Source organism: Mycobacterium appelbergii (assembly GCF_032883035.1).
Lineage (GTDB): Bacteria > Actinomycetota > Actinomycetes > Mycobacteriales > Mycobacteriaceae > Mycobacterium > Mycobacterium appelbergii.
This window is the reverse complement of the sequence record NZ_JAMQTH010000005.1, coordinates 244,696-260,741: the sequence shown is the minus strand read 5'-3', so window position 1 is coordinate 260,741 and position 16,046 is coordinate 244,696. Positions and strand designations below refer to the sequence as shown.

The following is a 16,046-nucleotide window of genomic DNA, read 5'->3' as shown; positions in this document are numbered from 1 at the left end:
GAATGGTAGAACTTCTCGCACTGCCCGGTACGGTTTCACACCGCCCGCAGGAGCATCGCCTGACCCTGTCCGCCGCCGCCGCAGATGGCGGCGACTCCGAATTCGACGCCACGCAGCCTCATCTCGTGGGCGAGGCTGAGCAGCATCCGGAAACCGGAGGCGGCCAGCGGGTGCCCCAAAGCGATCGCCCCGCCGTTGACGTTGATCCGGTCGAGGTCCAGACCCAGATCGCGGGCGGACGCGAGCACGACCCCGGCGAACGCTTCGTTGATTTCCCACAAACCGATGTCGGAGACGCTCAGCCGGTGCTGGTCGAGCAGCACACGCGCGGCGGCGGACGGTTTGAGATGCAGCGAGACGTCCGGTCCCGCCACCACGGCCCTGCCGACGATCTCCACCATCGGCGTCAATCCCAGTCGCGCGGCATGGCCGCGGCTCACGATCATGCCCGCGGCCGCGGCGTCCGACATCTGCGAGGCGTTCCCGGCGGTGATGGTGCCGTCCTCGGTGAACGCAGGCCGCAACCGGGCGAGCGTATCGGTCGTGGTACCCGCCCTGATGCCTTCGTCCCCGTCCAGGACCTCGGTCAACGCGGTGGCCTCGTGCTTGAAGCGACCCGCTTCGGTAGCCTGAGCCGCGCGTCGGTGGCTCTCGTAGGCGAACTGGTCCTGATCGGCACGGCTGATCTTCAAGTCGGTGTTGGCCCGGTCAGAGATCTCACCCATCCCCGAATCGCTGATCGAGCACCACAGGCCGTCATTGACCAAGAGGTCCACGGCCGGCGCATTGCCGACACGCTTGGCGGTACGCACTGCGATGGCGTGTGGAGCGCCGGTCATCGACTCGAAGCCGCCCACCAGCGCCGAATTGAGCTCGCCGGCACGGATCAACGATGCAGCTACGCCGGCAGCTGTCATCGACGCCAGGCAAACGTCATTGAGGGTCACACCGGGGATGGTCGTCGGCAACCCGGCACGGATGGCCGCCACCCGTGCCGGGTTCTGACCGTTGCCGGCCTGCACGACGTTGCCCATGAGGATCTGCTCGGGCACCACGTGCCCGCCGACCTGCTCCAGTGCTGCGCGGATGGCGGCCGCGCCGAGATCGATGGCGCTCAGATGACTGAACGCACCACCGAATTTCGCGACGTGAGTGCGGGCGGCGCCGACGAGGACCGCGTCGCGATCGGCGGTCATGCGGCCCCACCGAGGTCCATGGTGTAGCAGACGGCGGTGCCGTCGAGCACGACCGTGCCATCGCCACGGGTGACGGTGGTCTTGAGCTCGGTGATGGGTTTGTCGCTGCGGGCTGCGGTCACCTCGACACGGCCTGTGATGAGGTCACCGGGCCGAACCGGTGCCTTGAACGCCCAGTTGACGTTGAGGAAGACCGTGCCTGGACCGGGAAGTTCCTCAGCGACAACAGCATTCAGGATGGCGCTGGTAATGCCACCTTGCACCACAATTTCGCCGAACCGGGATGCCCGCGCGGCGTCCTCGTCATAGTGCAGCGGATTGCGGTCGCCACTGATGTCGGTGAACAGCGCGATGTCGTTGTCACCGACAGTCCGGGACATTTCCGCGAACTGCCCCACCTGGGGCACGGTACGAGTGGGGTTGGACATGGAGATCCTCCTTTGTAGTGGTGCGCACACGAAGCGCGTACATTGCGATCGCTCCGACCGCAGGACCGGGGGCCAGCAGCAGAAACGCGAACTGCCAGCCGACAAACTGGGCGGCGATGGGGACGAGTTGGATGGTGACGACGGTGAGCAGGAACCCGATGGCGGTCTGTGCGGTCAGGGCTGTCCCGACGTAGCGGCTGTCCGCGGTTTCACTGAGCGAGGTGGAGAAGACACCGGAGTCGGCGATGACGGCGGCGCCCCAGACCAGCAGGAAGACAAGCAACACCGGGAACGACGCGGCGAAGAACAGCGGTGATGCGACACAACAGGCGCCGCTGACCGCGAGCGCGGCAACCGCCGCAGGTGAGCGTCCGAACCGGTCCGACGCCCAACCGCCAACCAGACAACCGACGACGCCGGCCGCGCCGATCGCCAGGAACGTCACCATACCCGTTGAGACAGAGGCAATCTCGCCACGCTCCTGCCGGCCCAGCATCACGAATGTCGCCAGCCACGTCCAGAGCGCGTAGAGCTCCCACATGTGTCCGAAGTAGCCGAGATTGGCCAGCCGGGGGCCGCGTTCGGTGAACATCCGGATCGCGTACCGGGGATTCGGTGTCGCGCGGCGACCGTCGAGGTGTGGGCCGGTTCGGATCATGAACGCCGCCAGCAGTGCGGCGAGAACCGACAATGCGGCGGCGGTGAGCAGGACGGACCGCCAGGGCAACGGCCCGATGCCGCCGATCAGGTGGGGCAGGGCTGAACCCAGGGTGAGCGCACCGATCAACACCCCGAAGGCGGTGCCACGGTCGGCCGGCGCCGACCAGGACGCCATCAACTTCATGCCCACCGGATACACGCCGGCGAGGAAAAAGCCGGTCAGCGCCCGCAGCGGCACCGCGACCGAGACTCCGTCGGCCAACACGGTGACCGCAGCGGTGCACGCCGCGGCCCCACCGGCGCTGACCGCCAGCAATACCTGCGGGGCGATCCGGTCCGCGAGGTTCAGTGCCGTGGAACCCACGGCGCCCACCACGAAACCGATCTGCACGGATGCGGTCAGCCACACTGCTGCGGTCGGGCTGATGCCCCATTGCTGGGTCAGGCTGGGAACCACCGCAGTGACCGAGAACCAGACGGACAGGCTCAGCACCTGCACCAAGGCGATCAGGGCACGTTGGGCGATCGGGCGTCCTAGCAGCATGGGGACGGTGCGGTTCAGGATTGGTGGGTCAGGGCCGAGGCGGGCGTCGGCTGCGGTGCGGCATCGGCAGCCGGAACCGGATCGGCTGTCCCCGGCGCGCCGGCGCTGCGGTTGCCCCGGTGCGTCTCCGGCGAGAAGTACGTGGCCGCGATGGTGATCACGCTGAGACCGATCATGTACAGCGCGACCGGCCAGGGCCGGTTGCCTGCCAGGCCCAGCAGCATCACCGCCAGCACCGGGGACAGCCCGCCGGCGAGCAACGAAGCCAGCTGATATCCCACTGATGCGCCGGTGTACCGCAACTCGGGCTCGAACAGCTCGGACATGAACGCCGCCTGCGGCCCGTACATGAGGTCGTGGAACACCAACCCGATGACGATCGCCGCGCAGATCAGCAGTGACGCTTTGGTGTCCATCAGGAAGAAGAACGGGAAAGCGAACAGGCCGGACAGGACGGCGCCGACGAGATAGATCCGCCGCCTGCCGTATTCGTCGGACAACCAGCCTGAGATCAGCAGGGTGAACAGGCTGACTGCTGATGCTGCCAGGACTCCGATGAGCGCGACCGAACGGGGAAGATCGAGCACCGTTGTCACGTAGGTGAGGGCGAAGACAGTGATGACGTAGAAGATGGCGTTCTGCGACATCTTGATGCCGACCGCGAGCAGCACCTGTCGCCACTGGGTCTTGAACACCGTGACGATGGGGAACTTTGCGATACTGCCGTCCTGCTTGGCTTTTTCGAAGTCGGGGGTTTCCTCCATACGCAGCCGGATGAGGAGGCCGACGGCGATCAGTACCGCCGAGCCCAGGAAACCGACACGCCAACCCCACGCCATGAACGCGTCGTAGGACAGGGTGAGTGACAGGCTCATGAAGACGCCGTTTGCCAGCAACAGTCCGGCGGGGACCCCGGCCTGCGGCCAGGCGCCGAACACGCCGCGTCGCGTGGGTGGCGCGTGTTCGACGGCGACCAGCACCGCGCCGCCCCACTCACCGCCGACACCGAAACCTTGGACGATGCGCAGAATCAGCAGCAGGATCGGCGCCCAGACGCCTGCTGCGGTGTAGGTGGGCAGCACACCGATCAAGGTCGTCGCCACGCCCATCACCATCAGCGAGGTGACCAGCATGGCCTTGCGGCCGATGCGGTCACCGTAGTGACCCATGATGATGCCGCCGAGCGGCCGGGCGATGAAGCCGGCCGAGTAGGTCAGCAGGGCCAGCAGGGTGCCGGTCAGTGCGGAGTACGAAGGGAAGAACAGCTTGGGGAACACCAGCGCGGCCGCGGTGCCGTAGAGGTAGAAGTCGTACCACTCGATCGTGGTCCCGACGAAGCTTCCGAGACGCGCACGGCGACGGGTCAGTTCGCTGCTGCTATGTGTGATGTCGGCGTTGACAGTCATGGCAGTCCATTCATCGTGTCAGTGTTGAGGTTCGAATTGCAGAGGCGGTTGCCCCGGTTTGAATGGGGCGGAACGCAGTTGGACGCGCTGGCCGACGTGTACGTGTTCGGGTGAGCAGCCAACGATGTTGGTCATCAGTCGGGGGCCTTCGTCGAGTTCGACGAGCGCCAGCACATACGGCGTCTCACTGCTCCATGCCGGGTGCCCGGGGATGCCGGCGACGGTGAATGTCCACACGAATCCGGTGCCGGCGGCCGGCACCCAGGTCAACTCCTCTGACCAGCACGACCGGCACATGGGACCCGGATAGTGTTGGTGCCGTCCGCACTGGCCGCACTGCTGCAGGTACAGCAGTCCCTGCTCGGCGTGGTGCCAGTACGTCTCGGTGAGCGGTGTGGTGGTGGGACCGGGTTTTACGAGCGGTTTCGCCGGCAGGGTGTCGGTCATATGCGTGCTCCCCCCAGGACGAGTGCGACTTCTTCGCTCATGGTTGCGCCGTTCCCGGTGACCAGGGCGATGTCGGCGTTGTCGATCTGGCGGCCGCAGGCATCGCGTCGCAATTGGCGGACGGCTTCGATGAGGTGACTCATGCCACCGGCGAGATCAGCCTGCCCGCAGGCCAATTGGCCACCTTGTGGGTTCACCGGCAGTGAACTGTGGATGGAGAAGTTGTGTTCGGCGACCCACTGTCCGCCTTCACCTTTCCCGCAGAATCCGGCGTCTTCGGCGGTGATCGCCACCACGATGGAGTAGCAGTCGTAGATGGACAGGAAGTCGATGTCGCTCGGCCCGACCCCGGCCGCGGCGTAGGCATGCGCGATGGCCGGAGCAAGGGGAGACGTGGTCAGGCGCGGAGCCTGGCTCAGTGCCCGGTGGGTGACCTTCTCACCGGCGCCCATGAGAAACACCGGTGGGTGCGGGTAATCCTGGGCGCGCTCGGCGGAGGTCACCACACATGCGGCGCCGCCGCCGCACGGCATGACCACTTCGAACAGGCGCAGCGGTGCCATCACCATCGGCGATTCCAGCACGTCGTTCACCGTGATGGACTTGCCGTGAAACACCGCTTCCGGGTTCAGTTGTGCGTTCTGTCGCTCTTTGACCGCGACGTGTGCCAATTGCTCAGCGGTGGTGCCGAACTGGGCCATGTGCTGTTGGGCGATCATGGCGTAGGCCTGGTTGGCTCCGCTCGCACCGTAAGGGACATCGAACTCTCTGATCGGGTTGCGGTTGGTGGAACGAGGGACTCGCTGCGGATCGCGGGTGTTACCCAGCACGCACAGCACGGTGTCGCACATTCCGGCGTTGATCGCGGCCGCCGCGCGCCAGAGCATTCCGGCTCCGGACGCACCGCCGAGATCGACGACGTCGGCGAAGCGTGGCTGCAGGCCGAGGTACTCGGCGATGGTGGCAGGCACGTGCTGGGGTGTCTCGCCCACCTGCGGGCCGCAGATGAGCCCGTCGACCTGTGTGGGCTGAAGCCCCGCGTCGAACACCGCTCGGCGCGACACCTTGGCGATCATCTCCAAGGTGGTGATTCCGGGGGTGACGCGTTGTGGTGGCAATTCGGCGATGCCGACCACGGCACACTTCTTCGGGCGCGTCATTTCAGATTCCGGATGACGTCGATTGCGGACGGGTCATCGATCGCCGAAGTGTCACCGGCGGCGTTACCCAGGTAAGCAGAGCGGATCACCCTACGCAGGATCTTTCCGCTGCGAGTGCGAGGAAGATTCGTGACGATGTGAACTAACTTCGGCGCCAGGGGTTTTCCCAGGCGCGCACCGACCTCACCGGTGATCTCGGCGGCGAGGATGGCGTCGTCACCGCGATCGTGTTCGAGGACCCGGGCAAAGACCACCAACGCCTCACCCTTGAGCGGGTCCGGCACGCCGACGGCCGCCGATTCGACAACGCGGCGGATGCCGTTGACCACGGATTCGACCTCGGCAGGCCCAAGTCGCTTGCCGGCGATCTTGAGGGTGTCGTCACTGCGTCCACGTACGTACCAAACGTCGTGCTGATCCAGCTCGACCCAGTCGCCGTGGTGCCAGACCTTCGGCCACCGGTCCCAGTACGTCGTGTAGTACCGCTCGGGGTCACCCCAGAAACTCAGGGGCATACCCGGCGAAGGGTGGCGCAGGGCGAGTTCACCGAGTCCGCGGTCAAGCGATTTACCCTCAGGGTCAACGATATCGGCGCCCATGCCCGGCAGCGGCGCGGCGAATCCGCAGGGATGGATCGGTTCGGCGGTGGTGTTGGACAGGATGGCGCCCGACACCTCGGTGCCGCCGCTGTAGTTGATGATGGGTACCTGCTGCCGGCCGACGTGAGTAAACAGCCAGTCGTAGGCGTCTGGTGTCCACGCTTCGCCACTGGAGGCGAAGACTCGCAGCGGCCCGACATCGACCGGCTGATCGCTCCCAGCGCCCATCAGGGTGCGGATCAGTGTGGGTGACACTCCCATCATGGTCACGCCGAGTGCTCTGGCCATGTCCCACAACCGGTCTCGGTGTGGCCAGTCGGGGGTCCCCGCGTAGAGTGCAACGCTGCTGCCGGTCATAAGACCGCCCAACACGATGATCGGGCTCATGATCCAACCAGGGTCGGTGATCCAGGTGGCGATGTCACCGGGTCCGAGGTCGAAGCTGAAGGCGGCATCACTGCCGGCCTTCACTGCGAAACCGGCGTGACCCAGGACCACGCCCTTCGGGGCCCCGGTGGTTCCCGATGTGAAGGCAATGCACAACGGATGGTCCGTGGGTGTTCGTGCCGCGACCACGGGGCCGGCAGTTGCGGCGAGGTCGGCCCACGCCACCTCGCTCGGCATGTTCGGCACGGTCGCCCCGCTGACGAGGTCGACGACGACAGTGGTCGACAAGGTCTCGATCTGCCGCAGGGCGTCAGCCAAATCTTGTGGCACTGCAACGGTTTTGCCGCGTCGGTGGAACCCGTTGGCAATGATGTGGGCTTTCGCGCCGGCAATGGTCAGGCGGTCGCTGACGGCCGCAGCGCCGAATCCTGAGAAGATCGGGACCGAGATCGCGCCGATCTTGGCGCATGCGAGTTGCGCGACGACCGCCTCCCGCACCATCGGCAGCTGGATTCCCACCCTGTCACCGAAACTGATGTCGAGGGCGAGCAGTCCTCCGGCCACCCGATCGACCTCGCCTGCGAGTTCGGCAAACGTCCAGCTACCGCGCGTACCGTCCTCGAGTTCCCACAACAGCGCCTCGTCGGCGCCACGGCCCGCACGCAACCACCGATCCACCGCGTTGTCGGCGATGTTGAGTTCACCTCCGATGAACCACTTGGATTCGTGCGGCACCTCGAGTTGGTCGACGGTTGCCGCCGGCTTCCGTTGCCAGTCAAGTTGCAGCCAATCGGCGACGGCGCCCCAGAACCAGTCCGGATCGGCATCGGCCCGCTCGCGCAGCCCGGTGAGGTCAGCGCATCCGGCATGACTGGCAAAGGCCAGAATCCGGCTGCGTTCCCGTTCGACTGCGCTGGGCCGCCAGATCCCACTGTCGAGATCGGCGGCCGGTGTGCTCGTCACATCTTCTCCTGCGGTATGGGCTGGGTCACAAACGAATGCAGGTAACGCTAGGAGCGGCGTGGCCTCATGTCCCTACCCGGAAAGGAGAAGATTCCGGACAGAATTTGCCGAATACGCAAGTGGCGGACTGTCGCGCTCCGCCGGCCGGGGAGCCACCTGCTCATGGCTCTGAACAGCGGTTGTGCAGATATGCATAGCTGTCTGCCGGTTTGGTCGTTGCTCACATTTTGTGCATCGCTGAGACTTGGCGCATACCGACCAATCCCGTGTACCGAATGGAAGGGTTCTTCGTGAGTGACACGCTAGACCGCGCCGTGGTGGCCGATTCCGGAGTCGACGTCATGGACGTCGGTTCCTTGCCGCCGCTGGGGGTGGTGCCGAAGAAGATGCATGCGCAGGCTGTTCGACCAGACAGGTATGGCGATCCTGCGACGGCATTCGTCCACGAGGTGATCGATACGCCGGCATTGGGGCCTGGCGAGGTGTTGATCGCCGTCATGGCCGCCGGCGTCAACTACAACAATGTGTGGGCTGCGCGGGGATACCCGGTCGATCAGGTCGCCACCCGACAACGCCGCGGTGAGGTCGAGGACTTCCATGTGGGCGGCTCGGACGCCTCGGGCATCGTCTACGCCCTCGGCGAGGGGGTAGAGGGAATTCACGTCGGTGACGAGGTTGTGGTGCACCCGGGTGTGTGGGACGCCGACGACCCGTGGGTGCTGGCCGGCCGCGACCCGATGATTGCGCCGAGCGCCAAAATCTGGGGTTATGACACGAATTTCGGGTCGTTCGGGCAGTTTGCCCGCGTCCAGGCTCATCAGGTTCTTGCGAAGGCACCGCATCTGAGTTGGGCTGAGGCGGCCGCGCCGACGTTGGTCGGCACCACTGCGTACCGCATGCTGCACGGCTGGGCCGGCAACACCGTGACCGAAGGCGACCTGGTGCTGGTCTGGGGCGGCTCGGGTGGTCTGGGAACACAGGCCTGTCAACTGGTCAAGGATGCCGGCGGGCGCGCCGTCGCCGTGGTGTCCGACGACGAACGTGGCGCTTTCGCAATGAAGTACGGGGCGATCGGCTATATCAACCGCCGGGACTTCGGCCACTGGGGAGTGCCGCCGCTGGTCGACGACAAAGCGGGTCAGAAGGAATGGACTGCCGGGGCACGCGCGTTCGGTAAACGGCTCTGGGAAATCGCGGGCAGCCGCGAGGATCCGGCGATCGTTTTCGAACATCCCGGCGCGGCGACAATTCCGACGAGCATCTTCGCCTGCCGTCCCGGCGGAATGGTCGTCATCTGTGCCGGCACGACGGGATTCGACGCGATGGTCGATCTCCGCTACCACTGGACCCGGCAGAAGCGTCTGCAGGGTTCGCACGGAACCAATGACCAACAGGCACAGGCCTACAACCAGCTCATCCTCGAAGGCCGTATCGACCCATGTGTGGGCCGAGTCCTCCCGATGGACGAGATTCCGACTTCACACGCCCAGATGGGCCGCGGAGAAGAGGTTTTCGGAAACACGGTGCACCTCATCGGGGCGACGAGTCCCGAAGACGGCCGGACCGCGCAGTGGCCCGGTCCCCGCCCGACGGCAGCCCGGTAGGAAGTACCGACGATGGCAGGCGCGTGGACGGTCCGGGAACTCGGCGAACCTGGGACGGTACTGCGGTGGGAGGACATGCCCGTTCCGCTGCCGGCGGCCGGACAACTGCGCGTGCGGGTCGAGGCAGCTTCGTGCAACTTCGCCGACGTGCTCCTGTGTCGCGGTGCCTACCAGCACAAGCCGGATCCCCCATTCACCCCTGGCTTGGAGATGTGCGGCGTCGTCGACGCGGTCGGTAGGCGGGTGGACCCTGCTCTGCAGGGAGCACTCGTGGTAGGTCAGCCTGTCCTGCCGCATGGCGGATTCGCTGAACTCGCCCTGATGGAATCCGTCGATGCGCTTGCCGTCCCGAGCGGCATCGACCAAACCTCGGCGGCGACACTGCATCTGACCTATCTGACCGCCTGGCTGGGGTTGCACCGCCGGGCGGCGGTGCAACCCGGCAGTGTCGTGGTGGTCACGGCTGCCGCAGGTGGGGTCGGCTCGGCGGCCGTCCAACTGGCCCGGGCGGCAGGGGCGCGAGTTGTCGGAATTGCCTCAGGGCCGGCCAAGGTCGATACCGTGAGACGACTCGGCGCTGAGCTGGCGATTGACGGCGCCGACGCCGACGTCGTCGCCACCGTCCGCGAGTTCGCGCCGACGGGCGCCGACATCGTCTTCGACCCGGTGGGCGGAGCCGCCTACGAGTCAGCGACCAAGTACGTTGCGTTCGAGGGAACCATCGTCGTCGTCGGATTCGCAAGCGGCACAATTCCTGCACCGCGTCTGAACCATCCGTTCGTGAAGAACTATACGATCGCCGGGTTGCACTGGGCGCTTTACCGGCAGTATCACCCCGACCTGATCGCAAAGGCCCAATCGGAGATCTTCGCGTTGGCGCTGGCAGGCACGATCACGCCATTGATCACCCGATGCGTCGGTATCGACGGCGTGCCATCCGCGCTCGAAGACCTCGCGCATGGACGTACACAGGGCAAGACCGTCATCCGGCAACCATAAGCCCTGATGCGGCCAATGTAGCTGTGTCGCAGAGAATATCTCGCCGTATGGGCTCGCTGAGGGGCGCCTGCGCGTAGCGTGATCACCATGATTTCGGCCGACGATCTCACGGTTTTCCTTGAAGTCTCGCGCCGGGGCAGGCTGGTCGAAGCTGCCAAACATCTCCAGATCAACCACACGACCGTGAGCCGTCACATCGCCCGTCTCGAGCGAGCCGTGGGGCAGCGGCTGTTCGACCGCCACGCCGACGGCTGGACGGTTACGCCGGCGGGAACCCAGCTGTTGGTCCACGCTGAAGGAGTCGAGTCTTCGCTGATCGCGGCCCGCGAGGAGTGCTTCTCCCAAGGGTCGAAACTGTCGGGCCGCATACGAGTCATCGCACCGGATGGGTTCGGCACCTACCTGCTGCTGCCCAGCCTGGCGGACCTTCACGCCACCCACCCCAGCTTGATCGTCGAAGTCGCCACGGCAAATCGGCACTCGACGCTCACACCACGCGAATTCGATGTCGCGGTAACGATCGAGAAGCCGTATGCCCGTGCGGTCGAGCTGCGCAAGCTCGTCGATTACACCCTGTCGTTCTATGCGGCGCCGCACTACCTTGGTTCGCATGATCCGGTCGCCACCCTTGAGGACCTGTACGGGCACAGCCTGATCTGGTACGTCGACGACGCACTGGACTTGAGCACCTTCAACCTGCTTCACGAACTACTGCCGGAAATTCACCCGCGTATCCAGGCCAACAACATCGCCGGCCATATCGAGGCCGCGAAATCAGGTTTGGGCGTCGCATTTTTGCCCACTTTTATCGGTGACCGCATCGCTGAGCTCCGACGACTTCCCGTCGCCACCAACACAACACGAAGCTATTGGGTATCGATTCCCCGCGACTTGCGGCGGCTTGCCCGGGTCCGGGTTCTCTGTGACCACATCGATGATCTGGTGGCGCGCAATCGCTCTACGTTCGTAGCCTCACCCGTCTGAGCCCAACCTGCACACGGCATCTCGCTGACCTGCTGCTGTGCAGATCTGCGCAGGCCCGCTCAACGTTGGTTATTGCAGAATTGCACCGCCGCGGTGAGGGTTGGATCACATCTTCGGCAATGCATGGCGTGGTTCACATTCCGTTGTAGAGCCGGACCCATTGCGAACACATGCGTGTCAGGTGCCGAGAGGAGTTCTGTTTCATGAACATACCTACGAGGCCGGCGGTGCGGCACCGGAGAAACTCGCCCCGAATGGTCGCGCTGGGAAGCTTCATCGGGACCACCATCGAGTGGTACGACTTCTTCCTCTACGGCACCGCGGCCGCACTGGTCTTCAGCCCGCTGTTCTTTCCCGCGGTGAGCCCCGCCATCGGTTTGATCGCTGCGTTCGGCACCTACGCGGTCGGGTTCCTGGCTCGCCCGCTGGGTGGGATCATCGCCGGCCATATCGGTGACCGCGTGGGCCGCAAAGCGATGCTGGTCGCCTCATTGGTGATCATGGGGCTGAGCACCACCCTGATCGGCGTGTTGCCGACCTACGCCGCCGTCGGGATCTGGGCGCCGGTATTTCTACTGCTGTTGCGGCTGCTTCAGGGCTTCGGAGTCGGCGGCGAATGGGGCGGTGCAGCACTGATGTCGGTCGAATCCGCGCCCACACATCGGCGCGGCTTCTACGGCAGCTTCACCCAGATCGGTGTGTCGGCAGGGATGCTCCTGGCGGTCGGAGCCTTTACGATCGCCAAAACCACGCTGTCACATGAGGCATTCCTCGCCTGGGGCTGGCGGGTTCCATTCCTGCTCAGCTTCGTGCTCGTGTTCGCCGGCCTGGTCATCCGTAGCCGACTCGCTGAGCCGGAAAGTTTCGCCGCGCTCAAGAGCAACGACGAACTCGCTGACCGACCGCTCGTCGACCTGTTCCGCCACGAGCGACGCGCGGTCTACCTGACCACGGGAATGCGCCTGTCGCAGAACGCGATCTACTACCTCTACACCGTGTTCGGGCTGGCTTACATCGCACGCACCATCGGTGCGGACACCAACGTGGGTCTGCAGTCGGTCCTGATCGCCTCCGCCCTGGGCCTGGTGTCCGTGCCGATCTGGGCAGCGCTTTCCGACCGGTACGGGCGGCGACCGCTCTATCTGTTCGGAGCCGTCACCAGCGCAGTGTTCATTTGCCCCTTCTTCCTGCTTGCCGATACCGGCAATCCCGTCCTCATCACCTTGGCGATGGTCGTCGGACTCAATGTGTTCCACGACGCGATGTACGGACCACAGGCGGCGTTCTTCTCCGAAATGTTCTCCACCAAGGTCCGTTACAGCGGTGCCTCGGTCGGCTATCAGATCGGGTCCGTATTCGCCGGGGGATTCTCCCCACTCATCGCCACGACGTTGCTCGCGGTGGGTGGCGGCCGACCCTGGCTCGTCGTCGCGTACTTCGTCGCATTGAGCGTCGTGACGATCGTGTGTACCTATCTGGCACCCGAAACCAACCGGAAGGACATCGACAGCCACCATCCCGAAAAGCGCGGCAATCTCTCAAATCTCACGACAACATCACTGTCCGGGGTCTGAATTCCCCGCACTCGACCCGGCACGAAAACACCCAACCGAAAGGAACCACCCATGACCATCGAAGCAACGACGTCGAACCTCAACGGAGTCGATCGCGCCGCCCTGTCGGCGACCATCGACGCCGTCAAGCAGACACCGGCCCTGGCCCAGGTGACATTCACCCTCGGGTCGGCATGGCTGACCGGATGCCGCCAGCGCTCGATGACCGGCGATGTACGTCAGAACGGTGAAGTGGTCGCCGGCCGTGCAGCAACCTACACGCTGGAATCCGACGAGCCTGCCGCGCTTCTGGGCACCGATACGGCTGCGAGTCCCGCGGAATACGTCCTGCAAGCGCTGGCAGGTTGCTACGCAGTCACCTTCGCCACCAACGCCGCGGTGCGCGGAATCGAGTTGTCCGCACTGAAACTGGAGATGGAAGTCGACATCGACCTGCAAGGTTTCCTGAACCTTGATGACAGCGTGCGCCCAGGTGCGCAGCAGATCCGCGTCAATGTGCACGCCGAGTCGCCCAACGCCACCGATGAGCAACTGCAGGAGCTCACCTCGGCCGTTGAGCGGCGCTCACCGATCCGTGACACGCTGGCCGGTCCGGTCGATGTCGTGACGACGCTGGTGAAGTAAGCGATGTTTCAGCTGACCATCGATCACCTGCTGTGGCGGATGCGGAACATCCATCCTCGCTCCTTCGCCGTCGACGTAGCCGCACGGGATGATTCGAGAACGCGCCGGTCCTTCCCGGAAGTCGCGGCGCGGGCCGAGCATCTGAGTGCGTACCTGTATGCGGAACTCGGTATCGGCGTCGGTGACGTGGTCGGCGTACTCGGGTTCAATACCAGCGAGCACCTCGAGGCATTGTTCGCTGTTCCGCGGATCGGAGCGACGGTCAACAGCCTCAACGTTCGGCTCAGTGCCGAGGCTCTCGCCGAGCAGGCACTGTCGCCCCGGCCATCGGTGGTGTTGTTCGACTCGGCGATGCTCGACCATCTCGTGCTGGGCGACAGTGCCTGCAGACTCGTGGAAAACCTGAATAGGCAACGGATTCCGCTGGTCGCGATCGGTACCTGTGACGTGTCGTCGTTCGCTGCGAACACTTACCTGTCTTACGAGGATCTCATTGCAGAGGGACAGGACCTCGAGGTGCCACCGGGTGTCGACGACGAGAACCTGACGGCCTACCTGTTCCACACCAGCGGCACCACGGGCCGCCCGAAGATGTACCCGGTCAGCCACCGCGCCGTCATGCTGCACGCGCTGGCGCAGTCATCTGCCGACGCCACGGGGCTCACCCGACGCGACGTCGTCATGCCGATTGCACCGTTCTTCCACGTCAACGGGTGGGGCCTACCGTTCACCTCCACACTGACCGGGGCATCACTGGTCTTGTGCGGCGGCGATCTGGCCGCTGTGCGCATCGGCCGTCTCCTTTCCGAGGAGGACGTCACCGCGGCGGCTGCGGTCCCCACGGTGTGGCATGACGTGTGTGCCGCAGTAGCGGCAGGCCAAGCCCCCGCTCCGAGGAATCTGCGCACCGCCTTCACCGGCGGTAGCGGGGTGTCACGGTCTGTGGCCGACGCGGTCACAACCGTCCTGGGAGCTCACCTGGTCAACGCGTGGGGCATGACAGAAACGATGGCATGCAGTACCTACGAACGTGACCAACCATGCGAGTCTGCGGGAAATCCCATTCCGTTGGTCGAAATCCGGATCGACACACGCGAATTCATTCACGACGGATCCGGTCGAGAACGCGGGCGGCTACAAGTGCGAGGGCCGTTCGTCGTGGGAGCGCCGTTATCTGGCTCGGACTGGTTGGACACCGGCGACATCGCCTCGATTGACGACAATGGCAAGCTGGCGTTGCACGATCGGGACAAGGACCTGATCAAGTCCGGCGGTGAGTGGATCGCCACCGCGGAGTTGGAACAACATCTCTGCGAACATCCGGCGATCACCGGAGCCGCCGTGGTGGCGGTACCCGACCCACGGTGGACCGAACGTCCATACGCCTACCTCACCGTGCTGCCCGGGGTTGACCGCCAAGAACTTTTCGCCGATCTCCGCAGCCACATCCGGCAGCGCTTTCCCCGCTGGTGGACACCAGACCGGTTCGTGGTGCTCGACGAGTTCCCGATGACGTCGGTCGGCAAGGTCGACAAAGCCCGCGTTCGCCAGCTCGCCCGTTCTCAATCCCAATTAGTCAAGGAGGCAATGGCATGACAACGTCCACCGAGAATCTCGTGGTCATCGAACATCGTGGTGAGGTCGCGTGGTTGACCATCAACCGGCCCAAGAAGCTCAACGCTCTTTCGGTCGAGGTCATCGCCGAACTGTCGGCGGCCCTGACTGCAGCCGAGGCTGATCCCACCATCAAGGTCGTCGTGTTGCAGGGCAACGACCGTGCGTTCAGCGTCGGTTACGACATCACTCAAGAGGTAGAGATGGGAGTGTCGACCGCCGAACAGTGGCACACGGGTCTCACCAACAACATCGGCCTGTCGATGCAGGTGTGGCGGCTGAAGAAACCGGTCATCGCGGCAGTCTCCGGATGGTGTCTGGGAGGCGGATGCGAGCTGGCCATGGCGTGTGATCTCCTCGTCGCCTCGGACGATGCTGAATTCGGGGAGCCCGAAATCCGTTTCGGCTCAGGCCCGGTCACTCTGCTCATGCCGTTTCTACTCGGTCAGAAGGCAACCAACGAACTGCTCTACACCGGTGATGTCATCACCGCCGAACGGGCGGAAACCCTCGGTATGGTCAACCGCGTCGTCGCGAAAGCCGACCTCAACGACGCCGTGGATGCCCTCGCGCTCAAGATCTCGCTGACTCCGCTGCCGATCCTGCGTTACACCAAACGAGCGATCACCCGTGCGTATGACGCGATGGGACTGACCAGTGCGGTCGAATCCAACCTCGACATCGCCGCGGTGCTCAACTCGGCCTACACCCCAGAACGCGAGGAGTTCACCAACCTTGTTTCCACCAAAGGTCTCGGCGCTGCCCTGGCCTGGCGCGACGAACGCTATGGCGAGACTGCAAACTAACCGTCCGCTGAACCTGATCTCTGCCATCCCCACGATGATCCTGTTCATCAA

14 protein-coding genes are annotated in these 16,046 nt (G+C 64.7%); 7 read left to right on the top strand and 7 right to left on the bottom strand.

Features of this window, described 5'->3' with window-relative positions; genetic code table 11:
• Positions 1-35 precede the first annotated feature (35 nt).
• Genes M1247_RS13665 through M1247_RS13635 form a run of 7 tightly spaced genes read right to left on the bottom strand, consistent with a single transcriptional unit; the run spans position 36 to position 7,790 of the window.
• Positions 36-1,196 carry an acetyl-CoA C-acyltransferase gene (locus M1247_RS13665; RefSeq protein WP_317156883.1) on the bottom strand — a complete coding sequence of 387 codons (1,161 nt, stop codon included), beginning with the start codon at positions 1,194-1,196 and terminating at the stop codon, positions 36-38.
• Positions 1,193-1,624: a MaoC family dehydratase gene (locus M1247_RS13660; RefSeq protein ID WP_317156882.1), complete on the bottom strand. Its 432-nt coding sequence runs from the start codon at positions 1,622-1,624 to the stop codon at positions 1,193-1,195. The genes M1247_RS13665 and M1247_RS13660 overlap by 4 nt, the downstream gene beginning before the upstream one ends.
• Positions 1,557-2,828 carry an MFS transporter gene (locus M1247_RS13655; RefSeq protein ID WP_317156881.1) on the bottom strand — a complete coding sequence of 424 codons (1,272 nt, stop codon included), beginning with the start codon at positions 2,826-2,828 and terminating at the stop codon, positions 1,557-1,559. The genes M1247_RS13660 and M1247_RS13655 overlap by 68 nt, the downstream gene beginning before the upstream one ends.
• A gap of 14 nt (positions 2,829-2,842) precedes the next feature.
• The gene (locus M1247_RS13650; RefSeq protein WP_317156880.1) at positions 2,843-4,234 is read right to left on the bottom strand and encodes an MFS transporter; all 1,392 of its coding nucleotides are present in this window, start codon (positions 4,232-4,234) and stop codon (positions 2,843-2,845) included.
• 18 nt (positions 4,235-4,252) lie between these two features.
• Entirely contained in the window at positions 4,253-4,681 is a 429-nt protein-coding gene (locus M1247_RS13645; RefSeq protein ID WP_317156879.1) for a Zn-ribbon domain-containing OB-fold protein, read from the bottom strand.
• Complete coding sequence (locus tag M1247_RS13640; RefSeq protein WP_317156878.1) at positions 4,678-5,841, bottom strand: thiolase family protein; 1,164 nt, start codon at positions 5,839-5,841, stop codon at positions 4,678-4,680. Before M1247_RS13640 ends, M1247_RS13645 begins: the two co-directional genes overlap by 4 nt.
• Positions 5,838-7,790: an AMP-binding protein gene (locus M1247_RS13635; RefSeq protein ID WP_317156877.1), complete on the bottom strand. Its 1,953-nt coding sequence runs from the start codon at positions 7,788-7,790 to the stop codon at positions 5,838-5,840. Before M1247_RS13635 ends, M1247_RS13640 begins: the two co-directional genes overlap by 4 nt.
• A gap of 290 nt (positions 7,791-8,080) precedes the next feature.
• Between M1247_RS13635 and ccrA the strand changes: the two genes are divergently transcribed.
• The 7 genes from ccrA to M1247_RS13600 all read left to right on the top strand — a co-directional run bounded on the left by ccrA (position 8,081) and on the right by M1247_RS13600 (position 15,995).
• Positions 8,081-9,394, top strand: a complete 1,314-nt coding sequence (ccrA, locus tag M1247_RS13630; RefSeq protein ID WP_317156876.1) for a crotonyl-CoA carboxylase/reductase — start codon at positions 8,081-8,083, stop codon at positions 9,392-9,394.
• 12 nt (positions 9,395-9,406) lie between these two features.
• A complete protein-coding gene (locus M1247_RS13625) occupies positions 9,407-10,393 on the top strand; it encodes an NADPH:quinone oxidoreductase family protein (protein ID WP_317156875.1) in 987 nt (328 codons plus the stop codon).
• Between the two features lie 87 nt (positions 10,394-10,480).
• Positions 10,481-11,377 (top strand): LysR family transcriptional regulator, encoded by an 897-nt coding sequence (locus M1247_RS13620; protein ID WP_317156874.1) that lies wholly within the window; start codon positions 10,481-10,483, stop codon positions 11,375-11,377.
• Between the two features lie 254 nt (positions 11,378-11,631).
• Positions 11,632-12,951: an MFS transporter gene (locus M1247_RS13615; protein ID WP_317156873.1), complete on the top strand. Its 1,320-nt coding sequence runs from the start codon at positions 11,632-11,634 to the stop codon at positions 12,949-12,951.
• A 51-nt stretch (positions 12,952-13,002) separates the two neighbouring features.
• The gene (locus M1247_RS13610) at positions 13,003-13,575 is read left to right on the top strand and encodes an OsmC family protein (RefSeq protein ID WP_317156872.1); all 573 of its coding nucleotides are present in this window, start codon (positions 13,003-13,005) and stop codon (positions 13,573-13,575) included.
• Between the two features lie 3 nt (positions 13,576-13,578).
• Complete coding sequence (locus tag M1247_RS13605) at positions 13,579-15,171, top strand: AMP-binding protein (protein ID WP_317156871.1); 1,593 nt, start codon at positions 13,579-13,581, stop codon at positions 15,169-15,171.
• On the top strand, positions 15,168-15,995 hold the full coding sequence (locus M1247_RS13600; protein WP_317156870.1) for an enoyl-CoA hydratase/isomerase family protein: 828 nt from the start codon (positions 15,168-15,170) through the stop codon (positions 15,993-15,995). Before M1247_RS13605 ends, M1247_RS13600 begins: the two co-directional genes overlap by 4 nt.
• Positions 15,996-16,046: the final 51 nt, after the last annotated feature.